Here is a 26,714-nt window from a genome sequence, read left to right as displayed (position 1 = left end):
AACACATGTAAGGGCTTTTGTTCGCCCTGTCGGCCCCTTTCTGCCCGCACCTCCATGTCGGCCAGCCTGCTCTCCGCCGCCGGTCTTGGAGTCCGGTCCCGGATTCCTTCCGGCACGGCCGGGCAGCCGTTGACGCGGCGGGAGAACCTCGGTTACGGAGTGGGGTCCGGTCAGCAAGAGAAAAGGGGCGCCGCCCGTGTCCGACGCCGAGGAGACCTCGCCCTCCCCGCCCCCCGCCGTGCCGGCCCAAAGGATTTCCGAATGGGTCGCCGCGCGCATCCTCGACCGCATCGCCAAGGGCGAGCTGGTGCCGGGGGAACGGCTGCCGGGAGAACGCCAGCTCGCCGAACAGCTCAACGTCAGCCGCGTTTCGGTGCGCGCCGCCCTGCAGACGCTTAAGGCGCAGGGCTTCCTGACGGCGGTCCAGGGCGGCGGCACGCGGGTGGTCTCCTCGGCCGGCGCCATGGACGACGCGCTGACCGAGATGGTGCGGGTGAAGCACGCGAACCTCTGCGACCTCGTCGAGATCCGCATGGCCCTGGAAAGCTGGGCGGCGCGCCGCGCCGCCGAGCGCGCCACCCCCGAACAGGTGGACACCATCGGCCGGATCATCGCGTCCATGGGGGCGTCCATGGGCAAGGGCGCGGGCCAGGCGGCGGTCCATCCGCCGGCCCATTCGGCGGATGACGAGATGGACTTCCACCTCGCGGTGGCGCAGGCCGCCGGAAGTCCCGTCTACCTCCACCTTCTCGCGACGATCCGCGACATCCTCGGCCATCTGCTGGAGGCGCACCACACGGAGCCTTTCACCGAAGGCAGCGAGGCGCTGCTGGTGGACCATCACCGCGCAATCTACGACGCCATCGCGAAGCGCGACCCGGACGCCGCCGCCGCCGCGGTGACCGCCCATCTCGGCTGGGTGCTCGACCGCTATCACCGGATGCGCCTGCCGGAATAGGAGGGAACCGGGCGTCCCGCCGCTTGACAAGGCCACGCCCACGCTTTGTCATTGCCCCCCGTCACGTTCCGGCCTGGTCCAGGGGAACGGCGATGCCCCCCACCTGTTCGCAACGGGGCCGCGCCGTTCCCAGGAGCAGGGCGGGCCGCCACCAACCGTGTCCGGCAAACCTCAAGGCAGGATTCATGACCCACAAAGCGAGCCGCATCCGCCGTCATCGTCTGACCAAGATCGTCGCCACGCTGGGGCCGGCCTCCAGTTCGCCGGAGACGGTGCGCGCCTTGTTCGAGGCCGGGGTGGACTGCTTCCGCCTGAATTTCAGCCACGGCACGCACGAGGACCACGCCGAACGGCTGCGGATCATCCGCGAGCTGGAGGCCGAGGCCGGGCACCCCATCGCGGTGATGGCCGACCTCCAGGGGCCGAAGCTGCGCGTCGCCACCTTCGCCAACGGCCCGATCGACCTGGAAGCCGGCCAGTCCTTCCGGCTCGATCTCTCCCGTGAGCCGGGGGACACGACCCGTGTCGGGCTGCCGCATCCGGAGATCTTCGCGGCCCTCGTGCCGGACACCGACCTTCTGCTGGATGACGGGCGCGTGCGGCTGCGCGTGGTGTCCTGCAGCCCGGAACATGCCGACACGGTGGTCGTGTCGGGCAACCGGCTGTCCGACCGCAAGGGCGTGAACGTTCCGGGCGTGACGCTGCCGCTGTCGCCCCTGACCGAGAAGGACCGGGCCGACCTCGCCTTCGCGCTGAATCTCGGCGTGGACTGGGTCGCCCTGTCCTTCGTCCAGCGGGCGGAGGACGTGGCCGAGGGGCGCAAGCTGGTCGCCGGGCGCGCCGCGCTGATGACGAAGCTGGAAAAGCCGCAGGCCATGGCGCATCTCGACCAGATCATCGAGCTGTCCGACGGCATCATGGTGGCGCGCGGCGACCTGGGCGTGGAACTGCCGCCCGAGGACGTTCCCATCCTCCAGAAACGCATGATCCGCGAGGCCCGCACGGCGGGCAAGCCGGTGATCGTGGCGACGCAGATGCTGGAGTCGATGGTCGGAAGCCCCGCCCCGACCCGTGCCGAGGCGTCGGACGTGGCGACCGCCGTCTATGACGGCGCCGACGCGGTCATGCTGTCGGCCGAGTCCGCCTCCGGCGCCTACCCGGTGGAGGCGGTGTCGATGATGGACCGCATCGCGACCCGCGTGGAGCACGACCCGCTCTACCGCACCCTCATCGACGCGCGGCACCCCGACCCCAACCAGACCGCCGCCGACGCGATCACCGCAGCCGCCCGCCAAGTGGCCCACACGATCCAGGCGGCGGCCATCGTGACCTACACGACGTCGGGCTCGACCACGCTGCGCGCGACGCGGGAACGGCCGGAGGTGCCGATCCTCTGCCTGACCTCGCACATCGAGACCGCACGCCGGTTGCAGCTCGCCTATGGCGTCCACAGCGTGCAGACGGCGGACGTCACCAATTTCGCGGAGATGGTCCAGAAGGCGACGCAGATCGCCTACGCCGACGGGCTGGCGCTGGAAGGGCAGCGCCTCGTCATCACGGCGGGCGTGCCCTTCGGCACGCCGGGCAACACGAACATCCTGCGGATCGCCTGGGTGGAGGGGGCCTGACCGGGGCCTGACCGGGGCCAGCCGGGCCGGTACCGGCGGACAGGGCGTCAGAAGGTCGAGCGGGCGAGCTGGTGCTGGAGGTCGGCGATGTGTTCGCGCACGCCTTCCAGGTGGGGGTTGATCGCCAACGCCGCCGAGAAGGCCTTCAGCGCGCCGTCCGCCTCGTCCAATTCCAGATAGATCAGGCCGAGCCCGGCGAGCGCCGCGAAGTGGCGCGGCTCCAGCATCAGGACACGGCGGATATCGGCGACCGCGGCCGCGTAGTCGCCCAGAAGGTAATTGGCGTTCGCCCGCTTGTTCCAGCCCTCCGCATAGTCCGGCGCGATTTCCGTCACCGCGCTGAAGGCCTCCAGCGCGCGGGCGTAATCCTCCTCGTTCATGCCCGACACGCCGTCCTGCATGAGGAAGAGAACTTCGTCGCCGGGATGATCGAGCCAGATGGTCCAGATCTGGTCCTCGACCGACGCCGCCGACGGGCCGTCGGGCGCGGTCCGCAGTTCCTGGAACAGGCTGGCGAGACGCGAGTCGGACTGGCTGCTCCAGGCCGATTCGGGCGCCGTGATCCCCCACAGCGCGACCAGCGCGCCCAAAAGGAGCGATGCGACGGCGTTTGCGAGGATTCTCGGGCGCTTGATCATGACTATGAAGCTGGAATCGCGCTTCGTTCTTGCCAAGCCCTTCTTTGGTCACTCAACCGTGTGGCGGGTCATAACCCGCAAAATCGCGCGTCTGACGCGAAAGCCCAGGAGAGGCTTGGCGGGGGCGTAGGACCACCCCGCCAAAAGAAAGGGCCGGCGGAATTCCGCCGGCCCTTCCCTTTCAACAAACCGAACTCTTGGAGCCCGAGATCAGGCAGCCTTGTCGCGGCCGCTGACGATCTCCTCGGTGACGTTGCGCGGCACCGGCTCGTAGTGGCTGAACTCCATGCTGTAGGACGCACGGCCGGAGGTCATGCCACGGAGCTGGCCGATGTAGCCGAACATCTCGTTCAGCGGAACGGTCGCCTCGACGGCGATGTTCGAACCACGGTCGCCCTGGCCCATGACCGTGCCGCGGCGGCGGTTGATGTCGCCGATCACGTCGCCGAGGTAATCCTCGGGCGTCACGACCTCGACCTTCATGACCGGCTCCAGCAGGATCGGAGCGGCCTGCTTGATGCCCTCGCGGAAGCAAGCCTTGGCGGCGATTTCGAACGTCAGGGCGTTCGAGTCGACGTCGTGGTACTTGCCGTCCACCAGGCGGGCGCGGAAGTCGACCGTCGGGAAGCCGGCGAGCACGCCCTCTTCCTTCTGCATCTCCAGGCCCTTGCCGACCGACGGGACGTACTCGCGCGGCACCGAACCGCCGACCGTCTCGTCCTTGAACTCGAAGCCTTCACCACGCTCGCGCGGCTCGAAGATGATCTTCACCTCGGCGAACTGGCCCGAACCACCGGTCTGCTTCTTGTGGGTGTAGGTGTATTCGACCGGCTTGGTGATCGTCTCGCGGTAGGCCACCTGGGGCTTGCCCATGTTGCCTTCCACGCCGAACTCCGTGCGCATGCGGTCCAGCGTCACCTCGAGGTGCAGCTCGCCCATGCCGCGCAGGATGGTCTGGCCGGTTTCACGGTCGGTCTCCAGGCGGAGCGACGGATCCGCGCGGACCATCTTGCCCAGCGCCAGGGAGAACTTCTCCTGCTCGGCCTTGCTCTTCGCCTCGACCGAGACGCTGATGACGGGCTCGGGGAAGCGCATGCGCTCCAGGATCACCGGGTGAGCGGAGTCGCAGAGCGTGTCACCGGTCTCCGTCTCGGTCAGCGAGACGAGCGCCACGATGTCGCCGGCGCGGGCTTCCTCGATCGGGTTGGCTTGCTGCGCGAACATCTCGACCATGCGGCCGATCTTCTCGCGCTTGCCGCGGGTCGAGTTCAGGACCGACATGCCCTTCGTCAGCACGCCCGAGTAGACGCGGATGAAGGTCAGCGAGCCGTAGGTGTCGTTGAGCACCTTGAAGGCCAGGGCGGCAAACGGCGCCTCGTCCGAGCTGGCGCGCTCGCCGTTCGGGTTGCCGTCCTCGTCCACGGTCTTGATGGCCGGAACGTCGGTCGGGGCCGGGAGCAGATCGACGACGGCGTCGAGAACCTGCTGCACGCCCTTGTTCTTGTAGGACGAGCCGCACAGGACCGGGAAGAAGGAGCCGACCAGCGTGCCCTGGCGGATGCACTTGCGCAGCGTCTCGGGCGAGGGATCCTCACCGGAATCGAGGTAGGCTTCCATCGCCGCTTCGTCATGCTCCAGCGCGCTGTCGACCAGCTCCGTGCGCAGGGCCTTGATGGAGGCGATGTTGTCCAGGTCTTCCTTGACCGTGATGTTCAGCTTCTGGGCCAGGTCGTCGGTGATCTCCCACACCTCCCACTTGGCGTCCTTGTCGTCGGAGAACCAGACGTAGGCCTTCATCTCGATCAGGTCGACCATGCCGCGGAAGTTGTCTTCCGAGCCCAGCGGGACCTGGATGGGCAGCGGGCGCGCGCCGAGGCGGGTGCGGATCATGTCCACGCAACGCGCGAAGTTGGCGCCCGAGCGGTCCATCTTGTTGACGTAGCAGATGCGCGGGACGTTGTAGTTGTCGGCCAGGCGCCAGTTCGTCTCGGACTGCGGCTCCACGCCGGCGACGCCGTCGAACACCACCACCGCGCCGTCGAGCACGCGGAGCGAACGGTTCACCTCAATGGTGAAGTCCACGTGGCCCGGGGTGTCGATGACGTTGATCTTCTTGCCGCGCCAGAAGGTCGAAACGGCGGCCGACTGAATGGTGATGCCGCGCTTCTGCTCCTGCTCCATGTAGTCGGTCGTCGTCGACGTCTTCAGATCCTTGGTCTCGTGGACGTCGATGATCGTGTGCTTGCGGCCGGTGTAGTACAGGATGCGCTCGGTCGTCGTGGTCTTACCCGCGTCGACGTGGGCGATAATGCCGATGTTACGGATATCGGAAAGTGGCGTTTGGCGCGGCATGTTGCGGGTCCATTACAGTAAAGCGGCGATCGAAGCGTAACGATGCTCGTCCGCTCCGGCTGCGATGGGTGATCTGGGTTCTACGGTCGATCGGTTAAGGCGCTGTTAACGTCTTTCGGCACCAGAAGGGCTATACCAACGGGCTCCGCGGGGGACCAAGCCGCCCGCGATCCAACCATAGTCGACTCTTCGCGGGCGCTTTGTGCCGCAAACTTCGCCGAACTTCAAGGTGATCTTGCGGCGCATGTAAGACGCCGCCGGAGCCGGGTCCCCTCCGACGCAGCTTATTTAGCGGCGACGACCTGGATTTCAACGAGATATTCGGGACCGGCAAGGCGGGCCTCGACGGTGGCGCGGGCGGGCGTGTTCTTGGCGTCCACCCAGGCTTCCCACGCCTTGTTCATCGCGCCGAAGCTGGCGATGTTCGGCAGGAAGATGGTCGCCGAGAGAAGCTTGCTCTTGTCCGTGCCGGCCTCGGCCAGCAGGGCGTCGATCTGGCGCAGCACCTGCGCGGTCTGCTCCGTCACATCGGCCGTGGCGCCCGCGTTGTCGGCGACCTGGCCCGCGAGATAGACCGTGTCGTTGTGAACCACCATCTGGCTCATGCGGGGGCCGCTGTGAAAGCGCTGGATCGACATACGTCCGTCTCCGGTGTTCGGCGAAGTTGGGTTTTTCTGCTGCGGAAGGCCGTACGTCTATGCGATCCGGCCGCCGTGACATAGAAAAAAATGCGTCGACCTTTTCAAGGCTGTCCCGCGCCGCCGCCCTTCCTTTCGCCCCGTCCCGCCGTCTCCACCAATGCCCGCAGGGCCGGTGCCACGGCGGCGGCCGGCACGGCGAGGTTCCGGCGCTCCGGCCCGCCGCCCGCCGCGACCGCGATTCCGACCACCCGCCATGTTCCCTCCCGCTCGGCCAGCAGTGCCGCACCGCTGGTGCCGCGCGTCCCGGCGCAGTCGTGCATCAGCAGGTCCCCGTCCGGAACCCGCACCCGGCCCAGCAGCCGGCAGGCGGTGTCGGCTGTGACGATCTGCGCCTTGTCCTGGTTGTAGCCGCCGAGCGCCACCGCGGCGCCCTCCGGCGGCGCCGATTCCTCCAGCGCCAGAGCCGGAATGCCGGGCGGCGCGTCCTCCGCCAGTTCCAGCACGGCCCAGTCGCCGGCCAGCCCTTCCAGCGGCCGCACCGGATCGTGCTTCGGGTCCACGGTGAAGCCCGCGACACGTGAATGCCCGCTGTAGTCGCCCCGCCGGTAGCCGAACAGGACGTGCAGCGAGGATGGGGGCAGGTAGCGCCGGGTCCGGGCGTTGTAGAGGCAGTGAGCCGCCGTCATCACCGCCCGCCGGCCCGCCAGCACGCCCGTGCAGCGTCCGCCGAGGTTGGTCTGGATCTTCACGAGGCTGCCCCAGGGCGCCTGTTCCGGGTCCACCGGCGCGCGCCGGTCCTCGGCCCCGATCCCCGGCAGCGGCGGCGGCTCCGCCCTGGCCGGTACGGCGCCCGCCACGACGGGGACGGTGCCGGCCAGAAACGCCGCCATCACCGCCATCCCGATCAGGCGTTCTTGATATGTTTTCATTTGCCCCTTATCCTCGGGGCAGAAATTCGCAACGGGCGCCGGGCATGGCAACCCTCATCATCACCGAAAAATCGAGTCAAGCGAAGGACCTGCGCGCCGCCCTGGGCGAGCGGTTCGGCCGCATCCTGCCGGCGGAGGGGCACCTGCTGCGCCTCGCCGAGCCGGACGAGGTCGATCCCGCCTGGAAGCGCTGGAGCGCCACCCTGCTGAAGCCCGACGGTCTCTACCCGACCAAGCCGGACTCGGGCGGCAACAAGGCGACGAAGTTCCAGGCGATCAAGGCCGCGCTGAAGGGCTGCGACCAAGTGATCCTGGCGACCGACTGCGACCGCGAGGGGCAGCTGATCGGCCAGGAGATCCTGGAGCATGTCGGCTACCGCGGCCGCGTGCTGCGCGCGCTGTTCACCGCCCAGGACCCCAAGACCATCCGCGACTCCTTCGCGAAGCTGAAGCCCAACGCCGACCTGCGCCCCCTCTACGAGGCGGCGGTGGCGCGGCAGCAGGCCGACCAGATCTTCAACCTGTCCCTGACCCGCACGGCCACCAAGACGCTGTTGGCGCCCGGCGTGCGCGGGGTGATCGGGATCGGCCGGGTGAAGACACCGACGCTCGCCATCGTCTGCCTGCGCGAGCTGGAGATCCGCAACTTCAAGCCCGAGGATTATTTCGAGATCACCGCCACCGCCACCGTGGAGGGCGGCAGCTTCCTGATGCGCCATGCGCCGGCGCCCAAGGACCGGATCAAGGAGCGCGCCCGCGCCGAGGCGATCGCGCGCGCGGCGTCCGGCCATGCCGGCCCGCTCGGCGTGACGGTGGAGGAACGCAGGCAGGCACCGCCCAAGCTTTACGACCTGCCGTCGCTCCAGAAGACCTGCGGCCAGCGCTGGGGCTGGAACGCCGACCGGACGCTGGCGGTGGCGCAGGAGCTGTATGACGGCGAGGGCAAGAAGCTCATCACCTACCCGCGCGCCGAGGCGCGCTACCTGTCGGAAAACCAGATCGCCGACGTCGGCGCCATCACCGGCGCCCTGACCCGGCTGCGCGGCTTCGCCCATCTGGAGATCGGCCGCCCGGTGATCCGGCGGGGCCGGTCGGGCCATTTCTGCGACAAGGCGCTGGAAGGCGTGTCCCACCACGCTATCGTGCCGAACGTCAACGTCATGGACGACCTGGAATCGCGGCTCTCCCGGCTGACCGACGACGAAAAGCGTCTGTTCGCGCTGATCTGCCGCTCCTATCTCGCCGCCGTCATGCCGGATTACGAGTACCGGCAGACGACCGTGACGATGCCGGTGCCGGTGGATGGAAAGCCGGTGGCCTTCCGGGCCGTCGGCCGCATCCCCCTGCGGCTCGGCTGGAAGGCGGCCTTCGGCTCGGCCGAGGCGGAGGGAAAGCCGGAGGACGAGGCCGAGCAGACCCTTCCGCCGCTCGCGGACGGCGAACGGGCCACCCTCTCCGACCCGAAGGTCGAGGCCAAGCGCACCCAGGCCCCGCCGCGCTACAACGAGGGCACGCTGGTGGACGCCATGCAGAACGCCTGGCGGTTCGTGGAGGACCCCGCGCTCCGGGACCGGCTGAAGGAGGCCAAGGGCATCGGCACCCCGGCGACCCGCGCGGAGGTGATCAAGGGGCTGCGGCGGCAGAACCTGCTGGACGCCGACGGCAAATGGCTGGTGCCGACACCGGCCGGCCTCCAGCTCTTCGAAACCCTGCGGGGAGCCGCCCCGGCCCTGGTCGATCCGGGCACCACCGCCTTGTGGGAGATGCGGCTGGACGAGGTGGTCACGGGCCGCGCCGACTTCCGCGCGGTCATCGACGACATCGCCGGAGAGGCCGGACGGCTGATCGGCGTGCTCCAGGGCAGCCGGGGCGCGACGGTGGATCTCGGCGTGCCCGCGGCCCCCTTCCGCGGCGCGCGCCGGCGCACCACCGGATTCGGAACGGCCGCTGCCGGAAAGCCCGGTGCCGCGACGGCGCGGGTCAGGCGGACACCGCGCGCGGCAGCCGCCAAGACCGGAACGGAAAGCCCCACGGTGGCGCGCACCGCGCGCAAGACCACGCGGAAACCGAAGGCTCCGGCAACCGCGCCGGTCCTGGAAAGCGTCGCCGACCAGCCGGCGGCGCTTTCGGGCGGAACCGGCTCCGGCAAGCGCCGCACCCCGACCGACCGCATGGTGTCCTTCGCGCGCAGCCTCGCCGAACGGAAGGGCATCGAGCTGCCGCCGGCCGTGGCGCAGGACTTCGATTCCTGCCGCCAATTCCTAGACCAGCACGCCCGCTAGCAGCACGCCCGCTAGGCGGCACCTGGCCGGGCCGGATCAGGACAGAAGCGACATCATCGGCTCGGGCGGCTCCGGCGCTGCCTCCTCCAGCGCCTCGGCCACCTCATGCACGCGGGCGTCCAGGCGCAGCGGCTCCTGCCGGCCGGCGAAATGCACGTCCGTGCAGCCGCTCTCGGCCGGGCGCAGGAAGAGAATGCCTGCGGCGTTGACCAGGACCACCGCACCCGAGACGTCCTTGAATTCCACGAACCTCATGCGGCTTCCCCTTTGTGTTCGGTTCTGCTTTAACAGCCGCCCGCCGGCTCCGTCCTGCGGGAAACCCGGACGGCGTTCTTTCCATCGCGGTTTCGAAAGCCGCCGGAGGAGCCTCTTGAAGACCGGCCCGGCCCGACTGACATGAACGCTCCAAGCTTGAACATGGGTATGAGCGGAGGCACGGGCAGGGGCATGAGCCGTTCCGATTCCACAGCGCCGCATAAGGAGCACGTCGCTTGAAGCTGCTCGTCGTCGAGGACGATCCGCTGATCGGGCCGGCCGTGAAGGCGGTTCTGGAGAATGCCGGCTACACCGTCGTCGGCCCTCTGCGCGACGCCGCGAAGGCGATGCGCCTGGCGATCCGCGAGAAGCCGGACCTGGCGCTCGTCGACGTGTTCCTGGCCGGCGGCGAGACCGGCCTGACCCTGGCCCGCCGGCTGAAGGAGGAACTGAGCCTGCCCTCCCTCCTCGTCACGGGCTTCGACCACCGGGCCGACGAAGCCCGCGATTTCGCCGTCGGGGTGCTGCGCAAGCCCTTCACGCCCGACGCGCTGTCGGCTTCGGTAGGAGCGGTGGCCGAGCTTCTGGGCGGGCTCCGCCCCTCCTCCATCCCCTCCTCGCTCGAACTGTTTCAAGGCCCCCAGGAAGGCTGACCCCGGCTCAGGGAAGCCGCCTAACCGGCGGACCGGTCACCGGCGGGCGCGGAGGTCTCCGCGGCAGCGGTCCCCGGTGGAGCCTCGGCGGCGGGTGCCTCCCCTTCCGGTGCTTCGCTACCCATGCCGTTGGTCGGATCGAGCAGAACCCATTGGCGAATATCGCTCATCATCGTCCCCTTCCCGCGCGCCAGAGATGTTGGCGTTCAAAGCCGTTTCGTATGAACCTGTTTGGTGCGCTGAGATGCCGGTTTCAACAGCAGCCATCCGGTCTCGTCGCGCTCCTCTCCACCGGTGGTCCGCGGGATTAGCGCTTTCGTGGGCGATGGTGGTTCCGCGCAGCCGACTACCCGCTTCGTCCTCCGGCCCGTCCAGGAGCCAGGGACCGCGCGCGGGCGAACGCTCCCCCCAATCGGCAAGAACCGCCGTGAGATAGCCTGTGGCCCCGCCCCAGACGACATGGGCGGCGAGCATCAGCGCCACCCGCTCGCGCGGATGCTCCGTCGCCGGGCGCAGGATGCCCGCCGCCGGAATCCAGCCGAGATAGCTCGCCGCCCAGACGCCCAGCCCATAGGCGACCCCGGCCGCGACCGGCGCCCCGCCCTGCCCGCCGGCCCCGCGCAGGAGCGGCGCGCCGAGCGCGCCGGTGGCGGCACCATAGGCGTAATGGGCCGCCAGGGACGCCTCCGCCATGCCCGGTTCCGTGAGCCTTCCGGCCAAGCCTCCCCGCTCGGCGAGGCGCTCCGTGATCAGGCGCGGCGGCAAAGGATAACGCTGGCGCTCAGGAAGGCGGCGAAACATCCGGTTCATCGCCCAAGTCATCGGCGCCGTCGCGGCAAAGCCGGCCAAGGCTCCGGCCAGAACGCGGTTCATCCAGCATCTCCCTTTTCACGTTCGCTGCTGCAACTCCTAAACAGCGCAAAAAGAAAACTGTTTTTTCGAAGAGCGTGGAACGACCAGGACGTACCCCCGTTGTTAAGGCCAGGAGCGAACGGGACGCGCCGACGGCGTGGACCGCTCCACAGCAAAGCCCCCTTGCAGAGGGGCAAGACACCAATCGGAAGGAACGAAGATGAAGAAGATCATGATCGCCGCCGCCGCCGTGGCCCTGATGTCCGCCCCGGCCTTCGCCCAGTCCGGCGGGGGCGCCGGCAGCACCGGAAGCAACGTCGGCCCGGCGGCCACCAGCAGCAACACCGCCGACACGCCGGCCGACCTCGGCAAGGGCGACTCGGGCATGGGCGACGCGAAGCGCGAGAGCAGCGGCGCCACCATGAACGAGAGCAACAAGGTCACGACCGATCAGGGCACCGGCTCGACGGGCGCCACCACGGGCGGCGCGATGGACTCCGTCGGTTCCGCCGACACGATCCACAGCTCCGACACCGACGTCGACACCAACCGCAACGGCCGTTCCGGCACGATGAGCGGTTCGGGTGGTGCGGGCGGCGGCCAGTAAGCTCCCCACCGGCCACTTCTTGCCGGGGGCGCTCCAAGGGGTGCCCCCGGCAGGGACGCCAAGAAGAAGGGCGCGCACGTCGGTGCGCGCCCTTCTTCGCATTTGGCTGGCTCGTTTCGGCAGGCTTCGCTTCGTTCCGGCGGCGATCCCTTGAAAAAGGATCGCCGCCGGAACGGAAACGGGAGGCTCAGGCTTCCCGCACCAGCAGGGCAAGGGGGAAGTCCCGGAACAGGGTTCCCGCCTCGACCGAGCCGGAGGCGTCCAGCAACGTCCCGGTCAGCAGGTTGCGCCAGCGCGTGCCCGGCGGCAGCGGCAGAGTCGTGTCCGCCCAGTCCGGAGAGGATCCGGACGCGAAGCCCAATCCGCCGGCCAGCCTCGGCACCGCGACCACCGCCGCGTCCTCACCCGACACCCGCGCGAAGGCGCAGAGATGCGCGGCCTTGGCGCCGGCAGCCTCGAGCGGCAGATAGTCCCCCTTGGCGAACAGCTCTGGCTTCTCGGCCCGCAGCCGCAGGCTCCTCCAGGTCACGGCGAGCTTCACGGCTCCGTCCTGCCAGCGGTCGAGCAGCGACCCGATGGCGGCCTCGCCGCCCTCGTACAGCTTTTCCACCTCGTCCAGCAGCGTGCAGCGGCGGTCATAGTCCACCGGCAGGCGGTTGTCCGGATCGACGAGGCTGAGGTTCCACAGCTCGCAGCCCTGATAGACGTCGGGAACACCGGGGCTGGTCAGCTTGAGCAGGGCCTGCGACAGGCCGTTGATCATGCCCAGCCGGGCGACCGCCGCCTGGAAGGGCAGGAAGGCCTCCAGGAAGGCGTTGCGGCGGGTGGTGTCCAGCGCGTCGTGGATGAAGCTGACGACGGCGCCCTCATAGGCCTCATCGGGCGCGGCCCAGGTCGAATGCACCTTGGCCTCGCGCATCGACTTGGTCATGGCGCCAACGATGCGCTCGGCGAACTCGCTCATCGTCTTCTGGTCGATGGTCTGCGGATCGGCGCCCGTCAGCTCCGCCGGCCAGGCGCCGAGGATGAGCTGATAGAACAGATACTCGTCGTTGCGGTCCGGCGGCGCCTTGCCCTCCACGTCGCCACGCCGCGCGCGCAGCAGGCGGCTCCAGGCGTTGATCTGGCGCTCCCACTCCTCCGGCATCTCGGACAGGGCGTAGAGCCGCGCGCGGGTGTCCTCTCCGCGCTTGGTGTCGTGGGTGGTGGTGCTGAGCATGTTGCCCGGCCAGAAGCGCAGCCGCTCCTGGTTGGCCCGGTGAAAGGCCGGGACGCTGACGCCGAAATGGTCCGGGTGCCCGCCGACCTCGTTCAGTGCGACCAGCCGGTTGTAGCGGTAGAAGGCGGTGTCCTCCAGCCCCTTGGCCATAACCGGGCCGCTGTACTGTTGGAAACGCATCGCGAAGCGGACGACCCGCTCGCGGCTGTAGCCGCTTTTGGCCTGGGCGACGAGATCGGTCGTCAGCAGCTTCTGGAGGAAGTCGTAGACCGAAGCGTCCGGCCCGTCGGGAGCCCTGCGCGCCTGGGCGATGGCCCAGTCGATGTCGCGCCGGTCGATCTCCGTCGGCGTGCTTCCGTCCACATAGGTCCGGTAGACCGGGAAGCGGGCGATCGTCTCCTTCAGCGCCTGGTGCAGGATGTTGACCGTGAAGTCGGCCGTCAGGACGTTGGAGCGGGCGATGCGGGATGCCTCGCGGGCGAGCACGTGCAGCTCGCTCGCCATCTCGCTTTCCATGATGCGGATCTTGGCGACCCGCACGACCTCCTCGAACGGCTCGTCCTGGCCGGTGAAGTCGGCGTAGAGGCGGCTGAAGGCCTCCTCCTTGTCAGGATCGACGAACAGGCCGCCCAGCAGGTTGGTGTATTCGTAGCCGGTGGTGCCGTCGATCGGCCAGTCCTCGCGCAGCCGCTCGTGCCGGGCCAGGATCTTCTCGACCACGAGGTAGAAGGGCTTGGAGGTCGCCGCGACCAGCCGCTCGCAATAGCCCTTGGGATCGAAGAGCCCGTCGATGTGGTCGATGCGGATGCCGTCGAGCGTCCCGTCCTCGACCATGCGCAGCACCAGCCGGTGGGCGTGCTCGAACAGCTCCGGCTCATGCATGCGCAGGCCGGCGAGGTCGTTGATGTTGAAGAAGCGGCGGTAGTTGATGTCATCCGCCGCCACCTTGAAGTAAGCGGCCCGCCAGTGCTGGCGGGCAATCAGCGCGTCGAGCGTCTTCCAGCTCTCAAGCTCGCCCGGCTCGCCCCGGAAGGCGGAGACGGCGCGGTCCACCGCCTGGGCGACATCGTCCCGGTTGGCGACGAGCAGCGCCAGCTCCTCCTTCAGTGCTGCGGCGCGCCGGATCTCGTGCGGGTGCGCGTAGGCGAGATGGGCGAAGGCGTCGCCCATGCGCTCCAGCTCCGGATGGTCGGTGCCGAGGATGTCGCCGTACATGCCGGGGCTGATCGGCAGCTTGTGGCTGCCGTAGGCCCAGACGGCAAAGCTGCCCGTCTCCTTGTCGAAGCGCAGCTCCAGCGAGCCGGACTGCAGCACGACGCCGTACTGGTCGCCCAGGAAGGGCACCAGCACCTTGCCCTGGAGATAGCGGCGGTCGGGCTCCCAGTCTATGTCGAAGAAGCCCGCGAAGGGGCTGTCCGGTCCCCACTCGAGCACGTCCAGCCAGAAGGCGTTGTCGGCGCCGCCGACGCCCATGTGGTTGGGCACGAAGTCCAGGATCTGACCGAGGCCGGCGTCCTTCAGCACCTCGACCAGCCGCGCGAAGGCACCCTCGTCGCCCAACTCGGGGTTGAGCGCGTTGTGGTCCACGATGTCGTAGCCGTGCGTGCTGCCCGGCCGCGCCTTCATGTAGGGAGAGGCGTAGAGGTGGCTCACCCCCAGCCTCGCGATGTAGTCGGCGATCTCCGCCGTGCGATCGAAACCGAACTGTGCGTTGAGCTGCACCCGGTAGGTGGCCCGGGGGATCGGTTTGCCGGCGTCGGACGCCATGTGCGTGCGCTCCTAACTTAAGAGTTGGGGTGGTCGGAGTTGGGCTGATCGGAGTTGCTTTGAACCGAACGGCTGCCGGCGAACAGGCCGGTGATGGCCACGGCCTCGGGGGCGCCGGCCAGCTCCTCCAGCGTCAGCGACAGCTTGCGCCGCCAGTTGGGGTACTGGTCCACGGTGCCCGGCAGGTTGACCTGCGCCCGTTCGTCGGTGAGGTCGTCGAGCTGCACGATCGCCAGCCCGGCGTTGCTGCGCGCCAGGAAGGCATGCACGGCGCGGCCCAGCGCCCGGTCATAGGCGCTGTCCGCCGTGAAGCCCGAAGGCAACTCCAGCTCCGCCGCCCGCAGGGCGTCGAGCAGGTCGCGGCGTTCGGCCGCACGCCGGTCGCGCTGCTTCAGTACCTCGTCCTCGGCGGGATACAGGCCCTTCTCGCTCTTCAATTCGATGTCGTGCCCCTCCCACCAGCCGCGCAGGGTGGCGAGGTCGTGGCTGCCCACCGTCGCCAGAGCCAGGTACGGGTAATCCTCCGGACCGACGAAACCGTCCTTCTCCGAGTATTCGAAGAACACCACGCGATAGGACAGGATCCCGGCCTCGGCCATGCGTTCGCGGAAGCCCTCGGGCACGGTCCCGAGATCCTCCCCGACCACCAGACAATTGTGGCGAAGGCTCTCCAAGGCCAGAATTCCAAGGAGGTCATCCATTGGATAGGCCACATAGGCCCCTTCGGAGGGGGCGCTGCCCTCCGGGATCCAGTAGACGTGCTGGAGGGCCATGGCATGGTCGATGCGCAGCGCGCCGGCATGGCGCATGTTCGCGCGGACCAAGTCGATGAAGCCTGCGTAGGCCTCCTCGCGCAGGCGGTGGGGGTGGAAGGGCGGCAGCCCCCAGTCCTGGCCGGCCGGGTTGAACAGGTCCGGGGGCGCGCCGACATGAACCGACGCCAGCATCACGCCGGGCGCCGCCCAGGTCTCCGCGCCGGACGAATCGGCGCCGACGGCGAGGTCGCGGTAGAAGCCGATCCCCATGCCGCCCGCCCGCGCCCGCTCCGCCGCCTCGCCGAGCTGGCTGTCCGCGACCCATTGCAGCCAGGCGAAGAAGCTCACCCGGTCGGCATGGTCATGGACGAATCCGGCGACGGCGTCCGACGCCGGGTCGCGGAACGGCTCCGGCCAGCTCCGCCAGTCGGGCTTGCCCTCATGGGCGAAATGCTCGCGCAGGGCCTGGTAGGCGCAGAAGCGCTCCAGGGCCGTGCCCAGCCGCTTGCGGAAGCTCTTGAAGGCGGACTTGCGCTCGGGCGCCCCCTCCTCCCGGAAGGTGCGGTAGAGCCGCTCCAGGATCGGCAGCTTCAGCTTGAGGACGGCCTCGTAATCGACGAAGGCCTCGCCGCGCGCCTCCTCGATCCGCTGGCTGAAGCCGTCCGACGCGATGAGGTTGCGCGCCTCCTCGCAGTCGGCCATCTCCGGCACCGACGTGACCTGGATGTAGAGCGGATTCAGGAACAGGCGGCTCGCCGGGGAATAGGGGCTCGCCCGGTCGGGATCGTCGAGGAACATCGCGTGCAAGGGGTTCAGCCCGATCACGGCGGCACCCTGCCCGGCAGCGATGTCCGCCAGCTCGGCGAGGTCGCCGAAATCGCCCATGCCCCAGTCATTGCCGCTGTGCAGCGTGTAGAGCTGGGCCGACAGGCCCCAGATGCGCTCGCCCATTTCCAGGGGAACCGGCAGGTGGCAGCGACCGGGCGCGCCGATCAGCGCCATCTCGCCACGGACCTCGCCGGCCTCCACCGACAAGCGGTGATAGCCCAGCGGCGGGGTGGTGCCGAGGTCGAGCCGGCGCCGCTCCACCACCCGGCCGTCCAACTCGGTCCGGCTCACCAGCGGCAGCTCCTCGAAGGCGATCTGGCCCTTGCGCGCCTTTCCATCCTCCTCCGCCAAAGTCCAGGATAGCTCGCCGGTTCCCTCCGGCAGGGCGACGGTGACGGCGAAGGGCGGGCGGTCGATGCGCAGCACGGCTACCGGCGGCAGCGGACGCGACAGCTCCGCCCGCTCCAGTTCGGCGAGCCTTTCACCCGCCGCCGCCTCATCCGGCGCGTCGATCCCCATGGCCTTCAGCAGTGTCCGCTTGGTCTCGGCCGATGTGCGGACCGTCTCGCCGGCGGCATTGACGAACTCCGCCTCGATGCCCATCCGTTCGGCCAGCCGGTCGAGCGGCAGGACGCCTTCCCCCATTGGGTCGGGCATGCGGTCGGCGACCTCCGGCCCGGCGTCAGCGCGCAGGATGGCGAGCACGCCGGCCAGCGGAATCCCAACCCAGTCCGGCCGGTTCGCCAGCTCGTATCCGACCTCGTAGAGGGACTTCTCCAGCAGGAACAGCTTCAGGAGCCGTGCTGCCGCGGCCGGATCGGCCGGGAAACCGGGGCAGTCGCCGATCCCCTCGCGGTAGCCGGCAACGAAGGCGGAGGAAGCCTCGCCCTCCCACCAGGCGACCCAGGCCTCACGGGCGCCGCGGCGGGTTTCCCCGATGTCCTCGGGGATGGCCTTGCGTGCCGTCGCGGCGGCGTAGGCGACCGAGCGCAGCATGCCGGCCACGTCGCGCAGGATGCAGTGCTTGGCCCGGCGTTCGGCCAGCGGGCGCATCGGCTCGCCCTCGAAATCCACGATCTGCACGTCGCCGCGCGACACCAGCACCTGGCCCAGGTGATAGTCGCCGTGCAGCCGCATGGCGCTGAGGCCGGCCTGTTCGGGCGTCAGCGCGTCGATCTGCGCCATGATCGCCTCCTCACCCTCGGCGAGCGAGGCGACGAAGGGTGCCATGGACCCCTCGATGCCCGGCAGCGCCTCGCGCAGGCGGGCCAGAGTGGTGCGCGCCATGCGCCGGACGCCTTCAGCCCAGTCGCGGAGCATCGCCGGCGTGGCCGGCTCGGGCGTGAAGGCACTGTCGTCCGTCGGGGTGGCAAGCGCCCGGTGCATCTCCGCCGTGCGGCGGCCGAGCCGGCGCATCAGCAGGAACAGCTCCATCTCCGCCGCCTCGGCCACCGCCCGGTCCCGGCCGTCGAAGGCCTCGATGCGCGCGGTCAGCCGCCCGGTCACATGGCCCCAGGCGTCCTCGGCCTCCGGCACCAGTCCCTGGAGGATGCACAGGGCGGTGGAGCCGGACTCGCCCACCCGCTCGGCCCAGCCCAGCAAGGGCGGTGTGTTCGGGAAACGCGCGACCTCGGTCAGGAAGCGGCTCATCTCCAGTTCCGGATGGATGCCGCTCTCCAGCTTGCGCAGCCCCTTCAGGATCGCGGCGTCGCCGACCCGGATGGAGGTGTTGGACTGCTCGGCTCCCATCCAGCGCAGCGCCACCACTCCGCCCAGCTGGTCCTGGAGGCCAGCGAAGGCCTCGGTCCGTCCGTATCCCAGCCCTTTCCCGCCGCCCGCCTGCCTGCCCCGGATGCCGTCCAGCAGCGCGCGGACCACCGCCACGTCCCCATAGCCGTCGCGCAGGCTCCCCGCCCAGGGCGTGCTCTCCGGCCCGGCGATGACGAAGGGATCGCCGGCCTCGGCGCGGCCCTCCCGGTCGAGCACCAGCGGAAGCTGGTAGAGCTGCGGCTCGCGTCCCGGCGGCTCGACCTGAAGGAGGCAGAGCTGCGCGACGCCGTTCCCCAGCGGCAGCGGCAGCGCGTCGACGATCCGCACGCGCGGCGTCCCGGCGTCCTTTGCGGCGTACCAGCGCCGCGCGGACAGGAAGCCGGGCAGCAGATTGTCCTGGAGAAGGGCGAGCGCCTCGCCCTCGATGGGGCTGGGGACGGCGTCGAAATTCCGAGCGGTGGCCAAGGGGTTTCTCCGTGCTGAGCGGCTTGCACCGTCGCTCAACAGGGAGGTCCCGCGATTGTTCTCACCTGCGGAAAACTATTGGATTTCCATAGTCTCCAGGGACCGGAGCGCCCCGACCGGAACGCAGCCGTCAGGCGGTGCGCGGGTGCGGGTGGGCGAGCAGCCCGATGCGCTGGGCGAGCTGCAGCGCCTCGACCACGTCGTCGAGCCGGCCGGCGCGCATCAGCGTGTTGGCATGAGTGTTGAGGGCGGCCACCACCGCGCGCTCGTCGGTGACCCCGTCCGCCGGCCGGCCGTTGCGGTCGAGGATCACGGCGCCCAGCGCGGCCAAGGCCTCGGCGGACAGGTTGACGGCCTCCATGAGGGCGCCGTCGTCGTTCTCCGACGCGTTCAGCACCGGCTCCAGCACATCGGCGAGCAAAAGCGGATCCATGCGGCAGGTCCTAACGGCGTTCTTGGTCTTAAACAGACACGACGGCCTTTCGTGCGGCCTCGGCGAGCCTCGCATGCGCGGCGGCGGTGGGATGGATGCCGTCCCAGAACAGGTACCGGTCCGCGTCCCGGCCGGAGCCGGCGCCCGGCCAGGCATCGATGACGTTCGAGAAGCCGGCCGCCGCCGGGTCCGCGACAACCTCTTCCAGCAGGGTCCAGACGTCCAGCCGATGCAGGCGGATGTCCCATCCTTGTTCCGCCGCCCGACGTTCGAGATCGTCGAGCCCGGAGGCGAGCGCCTGGTTGTAGGCGGACGACACGAGGCCAGCGACCTGGACGGCGAAGGGACCGAAGCGGCGCAACTCGGGCACGCGGCCGAGATCCGGCAGGTTCGGCACCAGGAAATGGCGCGCGCCCGCCGCGGCCAGATCGGCGATGATCCCGCCGGCTCCGGCCGCGGCACCCATCACGGCCCCCCAGGGGTCGGACGCCGCCACGGCCGCGCGAAGGTCGTTGCCCCCGCCATAAACGATGTGGAGCGCGTCCGGATCGGCCCGCCCCGCCTGGCCCAGGAAGCGGTCCACCTGCCCGCGCAGGCTGTGGGACGCGACGCCGCCCCGGGTCTGCGCGCCGCCGATCGCGTAGTTTGTGCCGCCCGCCGTAGAGGGGACGAGCGGAAGTCCGAGCGCGTCGGCCAGCCGCTGCACCCAGAGCGGGCCGTTGGAGAAGCGCCGGTGCCCGGCGTTGCCGGTGTCGGACAGGCTGTCGCCGAACACGACGAGGCCGGAATAGAGACCCTCCGGAGCGCTCCCGGCGGCACCGGACGTGGTGGCGGCAATGGCGGTGGCGGACGGGGATGAGATGAAGGACATCGCGGAATCGGCCCTGCAGGAAACGGCCCGGCCGGGCGCGGCCGGCGGTGTCGCGCCTGCCCCGTTCGGTCTTCGGGAAAAAGGGGGACTGAGGAGCCCCCCATGGGGCGGCCTCGGATGTCACCCACATGGGTGGCGCGGCGGGCGCCCGCAAGGCCGAGGGGCACGCCGGCGGCGTCAAGTCGCCGGATGGCAGAAGGCCGGCGGGTTTCAGGCCTCCAGGACGGATTCCACTTCCGACAGGTCGCTCAGACGGCGGGCGAGCTTTTCGGTGCAGAGCACTTCAAGGATGCCGAAGGCGGCCGAGGGCGCGATGGAATGCAGGTCACCGGCCATGCCGTTTTCGGAGGCGAAGCGCTTCACGCGTTCGACCATGGCGTCGCGCTCCGGACGGCCGGGGCGCAGGCCGGGCAGCGGCCGCGTGAAGTGGATCTTGAAGCGTTTGAAGATGGCGGGAGCCACGGCAAGCACCGGCGGTTTCGGGAATTCCGCGCGGTGTCGCACGCCGGGGCCGGGCAACGCAAGGACTCCCGCCCCCTTTTCCCGCCACGCCGCGAAGCAGGAAAAGGCGGGACGGGCTTTCCGGCGTCAGCGCTGGGCGTCGGCCACGCGCTGGACGCGCTGGGGGGCGAAGCCGCGACGCGCGATGCCGTCCAGCACCTCGGCGTCGCGCCCGTACACGTCGGTGCGGAACTGCACCGCGCCATGCCCATCCACCCAGGCCGTCTGATAGAGGAGATGCACCGGCACGGCTTTCTTAAGCGGGACGATCTTGGTCTCGCCCGAGTCGAGCTGCCGGTTGCGGCGGTCCAGCGGCCAGTCCGGCGTTTCGCTGAAGACGAATTCCGCCAGCGCCATCGGGTCGCCCAGCCGCACGCAGCCGGAGGAGAAGATGCGCACCGTCTTGTCGAACTTCTCCCGGCCCGGCGTGTCGTGCAGGTACACGTCGAAGGCGTTGGGGATGTTGAACTTGATCTGCCCCAGCGCGTTCTCCGGCCCTGGCGCCTGCCGGATGCGCAGCTTGTTGATGCCGTTGCCGAGCGTCTTCCAGTTGATGCGCCGCGGATCGAGAGCCGGAGCGTCCGGCGCCCAGCTCGCGAAGACCGTGAAGTTGTGGCTGGTGACGTAGCTCGGATCCCGGATGAACTTCGGCAGGTAATCCTCTCGCGCCAGCTTGGGCGTCATCGTCCAGGTCGGATTCAGCGTCACCGAGGTGATGGTGCTCGACATGATGGGCGTCGCGCGCACGGGGGTGCCGACGATCACCCGCATCTCCCGTGCCACGGCGCCGCCGTCGAAGGCCTTCAGGGTGAATTCGGGGATGTTCACCAGCACGTAGCGGTCGCCGAAGCTGTCGGGCAGCCAGCGCAGCCGCTCCAGGTTGGAGAGGATCTGCTCCACCCGCTCGCTGGCCGGCATGTTGAGCGCCGTGAGGGTGCCGGGTCCGACCACCCCGTCCACGGTGAGCCCGTGCCGGGCCTGGAACCGCTCGACCGCCGCCTTCAGGGGCGGATCGTACAGGTCGCCGGCCTTGCTCTTGACATCGCCCTTGTACTCGCCGGTCACCGCCAGCCGCTTGCGCAGCGCCTTGACCGCCGGATCGGTCATGCCGGGTTCCAGCTTCGCCACGCGCGGGCTCGGCACGGCGGGCCAGCCGCCAGCCGCCGCAAGGTCCCGGTACTGCCGCAGCGCCGTCTTCAGAGCGCCGTATTCGGACCGGCTCGGTGCCAGCGCCTGGACATAGGCGCGGACGTCCGAAGCACCGAGCAGGCCGGACAGCAGGGTTGCCGGCTCGACGCGCGGCGGGGTGATGGCGAATTCGGGGTTGATCGCCTTGGGCGCCACCCGGCCGGAGCGCAGATGGCTCCCGTAGCGCAGGGCCGCGTCGGTGAGCAGGAGGTCCAGTTCCGCCCGCTCGGCCAAGGTCAGGCGCGGCAGGGCCGAGAGCCGCTCGGCGATGTGGTCCGGGTGGTAGTCCGCGGCGGTCAGACCTTCCGCTTCGGCTCCGTCCAACGCCTCCAGCAGGGCCTGCGCCGCGGCATGGACGCTGCCGCTGCCGACCCACACCGGCGCGAAGCCGCGTTGCGCGTAGAGGCGCCGCAACGTCTCGACCCCGACCGGGCGGCCCGCGACGGTCCGGCGGCCTTCCGCCAGACGTTCGGCGATGGCGGCGTCCAGCCCGGCCGCGTCCGCGGGTGCCGCGATGGCCTGGGTGCCGGAAAGGCCGGCACCCGGCAGGATCTCCGGCCCGGCACGCTCCTGGACGCCAGCCAGCGCGGAAGAATTACCCAGGATGGACATGGGCGCGAGGAGGCAGGCGAGCAGAAGTGACGCTAGGCGTGTCATGATGGACCCCTGGTTTGGCGGATCCGTAGTGCAAAGCTCGGCCGCCTGTCCAGAATGTGTTTCTTTGCCGCCTCATGCTGTGACAAGGGAGCAACAAAATCCGGTTACAAAATCGCAATGCAGCGAAAGGCTACGTTTAGGCTTCAGTAACGTTTGATCCCACACAATAGGGGTAGTGAAACAACTCGCTCAGGCGTGTTTTGCCAACGGCCACACTCCCCCCGTCCCTCAGCGCTTCCTCACTCCGCCCGGATCAACTGGCCGAGGTTCTGGAGCGCCATGCCCGCTGGGTCAAGGGCCAGCCCGGCGGCGCGCGCGCGAACCTGTCGGGCCTCGACCTCGAGGGCGCCGACCTGTCGCAGCGCGATCTGCGCGCCGCGCAGATGGCGGGGGCGCGCCTGTCCAAATGCCGCCTGAGCAACGCGAACCTCGCCGGCGCCGACCTGTTCTGCGCGGAGCTTGAGGACGCGGACGTCAGCCGCGCCAACCTTTCTCAGACCGATCTGCGCGGCGTGCGCCTGCGCGCCACCGACCTGACGGAGGCGAACCTGCGCGGCGCCGACCTGCGCGCCGGCGCGCTGGATGCCGGCGGCCCGGTCCGCCGTTCCGGCGCATCAAGCCCGCAGGAGCAGGAAACGCTGCGCCAACTGCACAGGTCCGTCCTCGCGCGCCGCACGGCGGAAGGCAAAGGCGGCGAGGAGGAGCCCTGCGCCGACCTGACTGGCGCCGTGCTGCGCAACGCCAACCTGAGCGGCGCCGACCTCACGAGCGGCATCCTCAACAACGCCGATCTCGGCGGGGCCAACCTGAGCGGGGCCAACCTGACCGGCGCCCGGCTGAACGGCGCCAACCTGTCCGGCGCGGTGCTGGAGGGAGCGGTCTTCAACGGGGCCGATCTGGTCGGCACGCGCATGGCCGACTGCGACCTGGCCCAGGTGAACCTCGGCGCGGCTCTCATGGCGCGCCCCCTGGACGCCATGGGATCGGAGATCCAGCGCGCCATCTTCGACCATGAGCGCTGGATCGACAGCTTCGGCCAGCGCGGCGAACGGGCGGACCTGGACGGGGCCGACCTGTCGCGCGCCGACCTGCGCGGCGTCAATCTCAGCGCGGCGTCCCTGCGCGGCGCGAACCTGTCGGGATCGGCCCTGTCGGGCGCCCGTCTGATGATGGCGGACCTGTCCGGCGCCAATCTGGAGGGGGCCAACCTCATCGGCGCCGACCTGTCCGGCGCCAATCTCAGCTACGCCCAGCTCGGCGAGGCCGACCTGACGCGCGTGCGCCTTGGTCCCGCCGAGATCAAGGACCCGGCGGGCCGCTCCACGGGGCGGAGCTGGGCCGCCAACCTGATGGGCGCGAACCTCACCCGCGCCCACCTGAACGGCACCTGCCTGGTCCAGGCCAATCTCAGCGAAGCGAAGCTCGACCAGGCCGACCTGGAGGGCGCAGACCTGACCGGCGCCAAGCTGCTTGGCACGGGCCTGCAAGGGAACGGCCTTCAGGGCACCGGCTGGCGGCGGCGCTGACGCACGAGACGCGGCCAGGCAGGTCGGACAGGGCCGTGCCGGCAGCCATCGGACTTATACGATTTTCATGAAGTCCTGACCTGTGGTCAGGACTTCCGCGCCACGATTTCTGCGCCAGGGGGCGCGGGGCCGCAGTCGCGGCCCTATACCCGGTTCGGAGGTCGGAATTTTCCGGAACCCGGTATCATATGCAAGAGACGGAAGACACCGGTCCTGACCTGACCGGGAACCTGGCGGGAGAACCTGCCGGGACGAAGGCTGGCCCGCGAACAGTGGGCCTGTTCATGGAAGCCGCAGCACTGCTGCTCAGAACAGGCCCTGCGAGATGGGTCCGCCGAGGATCGCGGCCACCAGGACGGCCAGCGCCACGGCCATGGCGCGCTCGGTCCGCGACCAGCGCTGCCAATCCTTCCGGAAACTCTTCAATTCCTGGGCCATGGCCTAACTCCCGCCATCCGCAAGCAAACCCGCTGCTGCGAATATTGTGCACGCGACCAGTTGATGCTTGGTTAACGCGGCGCGGAAGGGAGTTCATCCGCAGCATTCGCCGAAAATGACCACAGGTGACCAAGAAGACACACCAACGCTCAAAAGTATAAGATCTTTGCCCTCAATTTTTCATAAACCTGGGCCGGCCGAAGGGCCGACACCCCTGCGCGCCATAGAACAGTCTCGCGGCGGCGCCCCTATGACCGCCCGCCTGTCCTATCGCGGAGAGCCGGAACGCCGTCAGGGTCCCGGCCACATCCAGGTCAGTTCATGCTTGTTGTTGAAGAGGTGCATGACCCGGCCACCCGGGATGGCGGCGAAGGCGCGCGCCGTCTCGTGGTCGGTCTCGCCCTGGAACTTCAGCGTGCAGACGAAGCGCTTGGCGAGCCCGCTCTCCATCCAGCCCTGCACCAGCCGGAGAAGCCGGGTCGGGTAGCAGATCACGTCGCAGACCAGCCAGTCGACCGGCCCGATGTCCTGCGGCCGCAGCCCGAAGGCGCTCTCCTGCCGGAACTCGACGCGCGGCAGCCGGCCGACGGACGGGTCGAGCGGCGCCTTGTCGACGCTGACCACGCTCGCCCCCAGCTCGTGCAGCACCCAGGTCCAGCCGCCGGGGCTGGAGCCGAGGTCCAGGCAGCGGTCGCCCGGCCCCGGCCAGTGGCCAAGCTGCGTCAGCGCCTCCCAGAGCTTCAGGTAGGCGCGGCTCGGCGGGGCCGTCCTGTTCTCAACGAACACCGCCTCGCCATGGCGGAAGGGGCTGGAGCAGTGCGGGGCCGCCAGGATGGTGTTCTCGTCCAGCAGCGTCCATGACCCCAGCGGCGCCGTCGGCCGGGGCGTCGGGAAGGTGATCGGCTTGGCCGAGACGTGCGGAAGGTTCTCCTGGATCAGCTTGGCGCGCCCATGGTGGCGCAAAGGCCAGAGCGCCCAGTTCCGCTGAAGGCCGCGCAAGGCCTTGGCCCCGCCCTTGATCGAAGTGATGGGGATCGTCACCGGGTCGATCCACACATTCTGCGCCCAGGCCGAGGGGCGCGCGGGACCCGGCGCGAAAACCAGCCGGTCCTCGACCAGGGAAACCTCACCCAGTTCCTTCACGAGGTCGTCCGTGAATCCCTCCGGGGCCAGATAGACCGTCTGGCCGAACGGCTCGTGGGCCGCGGCGTCGGCGGCGGGCCGGGAGGGTTGCGGAGAGGATTGCCGGTTGGGCGGCGGGGCGCCGGGGGTCGTGTCGTTCATGGCAAGGGGCTACCCCTCCGGCCCGCGGAATGCAAGCGGGCTAGGCGGCCCTCCCCTGCCCGGGCACGGCTGTGACAAACCGGCGCACCCCGCGCGGCGGCGGGGTTTGCCTCGATCGTGAGATTGACAACCATTCTCATTATCTCTACTGCTTGGGGCGTTCAAAGCGATAGCGCCGCCGAGGCTTCATGTACGTCTGCATCTGCAACGCCCTGAACGAGAAAAAGGTCAAGCAGGCCCTCGCTCAGGGAGCGACCACGCCGGCCTCGGTCTTCCGTTTTTGCGACAGCCAAGTCCAGTGCGGCAAATGCGTGCCGACCATGCGCAGCATGGCGCAGGAACACTGCGCCGGGGCTTGTGCTGCCTGCCCGTCCCTCTCGCCCGCGCAGGTCATCCACCAGCCCGCTCCCGTCTTCGAGCCCGCCAATCTCGACGCCATTCCCTACGGGGTCGCGGCGGAGTAACCCGCCGGGCCGGGGCACGGGTCCCTTCGCGCGCCCGCCGGCCAATAAGGGCCGGCATCATCCGGGCGCGGGAGGCCGGAGCCCTTCGGCCGTAATAGGCTCATGGTTCGGTTGACGCGTACACCCCGATGGGCTTGAGTATCGGGACGGCGCGGAGCGCTTCCTCGACAAGCAAACCCGCCAGAAAAGACCGAAAACAATAAGAACCGGCGCCTGAATGCGCCAACGTCTCCGGACCGGCGAACGGACCATCACAGGAATTTGAACCGTTCGACATGGCTGTTTCTTCGCTGCGGCGCATTTTGTTTTGCGCTGCAGCGAAGCCATTCCGTTCCGGGGACGCTGCGGGAGGAAATGGCAATGAGCTGCCTGAACCGGCAAGCCCACAACGCGCAGTGCCGCGATCTCATCCTCGCGGCGACGGAGCGGCTGGACCGGCTCCGCCACGCCGTCGAGCGCAGCGGGGCCGACCGGCGGGAGGAGCTGGAGCGCACGCTGGACGCGCTCCGCGGCCTGCACAACCGCGCCATGGCGCGCGCCGAGGCGGCGCACATGGTCACGGACGACGCGTGGCCCTACGCGCGCCTCAACGCCGACGAAACGATCCAGGAGCTCGTCCGCGCGATGGACGCGCTGGAAAGCCGGCTCGCCGATCCTCCGCCTCGGGCGTGAGCCGCTGGAGCATGTAGCCGGCGTATGGGGTATCGGCAAGCTGTGCTAAGCTGCGCACCTCGACCCGCCCCTCCGGAAGAC

Annotated in this window: 22 protein-coding genes; 8 read left to right on the top strand and 14 right to left on the bottom strand. The window is 69.4% G+C overall.

The window, feature by feature from the left end; genetic code table 11:
* The first annotated feature begins 196 nt into the window (after positions 1-196).
* Both JUB11_RS33385 and pyk read left to right on the top strand, forming a co-directional pair.
* On the top strand, positions 197-958 hold the full coding sequence (locus tag JUB11_RS33385; protein WP_207459909.1) for an FCD domain-containing protein: 762 nt from the start codon (positions 197-199) through the stop codon (positions 956-958).
* Positions 959-1,143: 185 nt separating this feature from the next.
* The gene (gene pyk / locus JUB11_RS17750; protein WP_207459908.1) at positions 1,144-2,586 is read left to right on the top strand and encodes a pyruvate kinase; all 1,443 of its coding nucleotides are present in this window, start codon (positions 1,144-1,146) and stop codon (positions 2,584-2,586) included.
* A 47-nt stretch (positions 2,587-2,633) separates the two neighbouring features.
* Here the strand turns inward: pyk and JUB11_RS17745 are convergent, their stop codons facing one another.
* The 4 genes from JUB11_RS17745 to JUB11_RS17730 form a co-directional block, all read right to left on the bottom strand.
* Positions 2,634-3,260: a tetratricopeptide repeat protein gene (locus JUB11_RS17745; protein WP_247887144.1), complete on the bottom strand. Its 627-nt coding sequence runs from the start codon at positions 3,258-3,260 to the stop codon at positions 2,634-2,636.
* Between the two features lie 174 nt (positions 3,261-3,434).
* On the bottom strand, positions 3,435-5,576 hold the full coding sequence (gene fusA, locus JUB11_RS17740) for an elongation factor G (protein WP_207459907.1): 2,142 nt from the start codon (positions 5,574-5,576) through the stop codon (positions 3,435-3,437).
* 284 nt (positions 5,577-5,860) lie between these two features.
* A complete protein-coding gene (locus JUB11_RS17735) occupies positions 5,861-6,214 on the bottom strand; it encodes a RidA family protein (RefSeq protein WP_207459906.1) in 354 nt (117 codons plus the stop codon).
* A gap of 104 nt (positions 6,215-6,318) precedes the next feature.
* Complete coding sequence (locus JUB11_RS17730; protein ID WP_247887143.1) at positions 6,319-7,146, bottom strand: trypsin-like peptidase domain-containing protein; 828 nt, start codon at positions 7,144-7,146, stop codon at positions 6,319-6,321.
* 44 nt (positions 7,147-7,190) lie between these two features.
* Here JUB11_RS17730 and JUB11_RS17725 point away from each other — a divergent pair, with 44 nt between their 5' ends.
* Complete coding sequence (locus tag JUB11_RS17725) at positions 7,191-9,428, top strand: DNA topoisomerase (RefSeq protein ID WP_207459905.1); 2,238 nt, start codon at positions 7,191-7,193, stop codon at positions 9,426-9,428.
* A gap of 36 nt (positions 9,429-9,464) precedes the next feature.
* On the opposite strand, the gene JUB11_RS17720 is transcribed toward JUB11_RS17725, so the two are convergent.
* Positions 9,465-9,683, bottom strand: coding sequence for a hypothetical protein (locus JUB11_RS17720; RefSeq protein WP_207459904.1), 219 nt, complete (start codon positions 9,681-9,683; stop codon positions 9,465-9,467).
* A 236-nt stretch (positions 9,684-9,919) separates the two neighbouring features.
* Here JUB11_RS17720 and JUB11_RS17715 point away from each other — a divergent pair, with 236 nt between their 5' ends.
* Complete coding sequence (locus JUB11_RS17715; protein ID WP_207459903.1) at positions 9,920-10,336, top strand: response regulator; 417 nt, start codon at positions 9,920-9,922, stop codon at positions 10,334-10,336.
* A 117-nt stretch (positions 10,337-10,453) separates the two neighbouring features.
* On the opposite strand, the gene JUB11_RS17710 is transcribed toward JUB11_RS17715, so the two are convergent.
* Positions 10,454-11,209 carry a hypothetical protein gene (locus JUB11_RS17710; RefSeq protein WP_207459902.1) on the bottom strand — a complete coding sequence of 252 codons (756 nt, stop codon included), beginning with the start codon at positions 11,207-11,209 and terminating at the stop codon, positions 10,454-10,456.
* Between the two features lie 199 nt (positions 11,210-11,408).
* Here JUB11_RS17710 and JUB11_RS17705 point away from each other — a divergent pair, with 199 nt between their 5' ends.
* Complete coding sequence (locus tag JUB11_RS17705) at positions 11,409-11,795, top strand: hypothetical protein (protein WP_207459901.1); 387 nt, start codon at positions 11,409-11,411, stop codon at positions 11,793-11,795.
* 187 nt (positions 11,796-11,982) lie between these two features.
* On the opposite strand, the gene treY is transcribed toward JUB11_RS17705, so the two are convergent.
* The 6 genes from treY to JUB11_RS17675 form a co-directional block, all read right to left on the bottom strand.
* On the bottom strand, positions 11,983-14,781 hold the full coding sequence (treY, locus tag JUB11_RS17700; RefSeq protein WP_207459900.1) for a malto-oligosyltrehalose synthase: 2,799 nt from the start codon (positions 14,779-14,781) through the stop codon (positions 11,983-11,985).
* 17 nt (positions 14,782-14,798) lie between these two features.
* Positions 14,799-18,599, bottom strand: coding sequence for a 4-alpha-glucanotransferase (malQ, locus tag JUB11_RS17695; protein ID WP_207459899.1), 3,801 nt, complete (start codon positions 18,597-18,599; stop codon positions 14,799-14,801).
* 130 nt (positions 18,600-18,729) lie between these two features.
* Positions 18,730-19,032 (bottom strand): hypothetical protein, encoded by a 303-nt coding sequence (locus JUB11_RS17690; RefSeq protein WP_207459898.1) that lies wholly within the window; start codon positions 19,030-19,032, stop codon positions 18,730-18,732.
* Positions 19,033-19,060: 28 nt separating this feature from the next.
* The gene (locus tag JUB11_RS17685) at positions 19,061-19,903 is read right to left on the bottom strand and encodes an SGNH/GDSL hydrolase family protein (RefSeq protein ID WP_207459897.1); all 843 of its coding nucleotides are present in this window, start codon (positions 19,901-19,903) and stop codon (positions 19,061-19,063) included.
* Between the two features lie 210 nt (positions 19,904-20,113).
* A complete protein-coding gene (locus JUB11_RS17680; RefSeq protein WP_207459896.1) occupies positions 20,114-20,365 on the bottom strand; it encodes a hypothetical protein in 252 nt (83 codons plus the stop codon).
* Between the two features lie 126 nt (positions 20,366-20,491).
* A complete protein-coding gene (locus JUB11_RS17675) occupies positions 20,492-22,249 on the bottom strand; it encodes a L,D-transpeptidase family protein (protein ID WP_207459895.1) in 1,758 nt (585 codons plus the stop codon).
* Positions 22,250-22,449: 200 nt separating this feature from the next.
* On the opposite strand from JUB11_RS17675, the gene JUB11_RS17670 reads away from it, so the two are divergent.
* Positions 22,450-23,775 carry a pentapeptide repeat-containing protein gene (locus JUB11_RS17670; protein ID WP_207459894.1) on the top strand — a complete coding sequence of 442 codons (1,326 nt, stop codon included), beginning with the start codon at positions 22,450-22,452 and terminating at the stop codon, positions 23,773-23,775.
* A gap of 306 nt (positions 23,776-24,081) precedes the next feature.
* On the opposite strand, the gene JUB11_RS33215 is transcribed toward JUB11_RS17670, so the two are convergent.
* Together JUB11_RS33215 and JUB11_RS17665 are read right to left on the bottom strand one after the other, a co-directional pair.
* Positions 24,082-24,213, bottom strand: coding sequence for a hypothetical protein (locus JUB11_RS33215; protein WP_282189089.1), 132 nt, complete (start codon positions 24,211-24,213; stop codon positions 24,082-24,084).
* Positions 24,214-24,504: 291 nt separating this feature from the next.
* The gene (locus JUB11_RS17665; RefSeq protein WP_207459893.1) at positions 24,505-25,497 is read right to left on the bottom strand and encodes an SAM-dependent methyltransferase; all 993 of its coding nucleotides are present in this window, start codon (positions 25,495-25,497) and stop codon (positions 24,505-24,507) included.
* Positions 25,498-25,685: 188 nt separating this feature from the next.
* Here JUB11_RS17665 and JUB11_RS17660 point away from each other — a divergent pair, with 188 nt between their 5' ends.
* A complete protein-coding gene (locus JUB11_RS17660) occupies positions 25,686-25,961 on the top strand; it encodes a (2Fe-2S)-binding protein (RefSeq protein WP_207459892.1) in 276 nt (91 codons plus the stop codon).
* A gap of 360 nt (positions 25,962-26,321) precedes the next feature.
* Positions 26,322-26,633, top strand: coding sequence for a hypothetical protein (locus tag JUB11_RS17655; protein WP_207459891.1), 312 nt, complete (start codon positions 26,322-26,324; stop codon positions 26,631-26,633).
* Positions 26,634-26,714 lie beyond the last annotated feature (81 nt).

Origin of the sequence: Azospirillum sp. SYSU D00513 (assembly GCF_017356015.1) — a bacterium.
Taxonomy (GTDB): Bacteria; Pseudomonadota; Alphaproteobacteria; order Azospirillales; family Azospirillaceae; genus Azospirillum.
The sequence above is the reverse complement of the archived record's forward strand: the minus strand, read 5'-3'. Positions and strand labels throughout refer to the sequence as shown.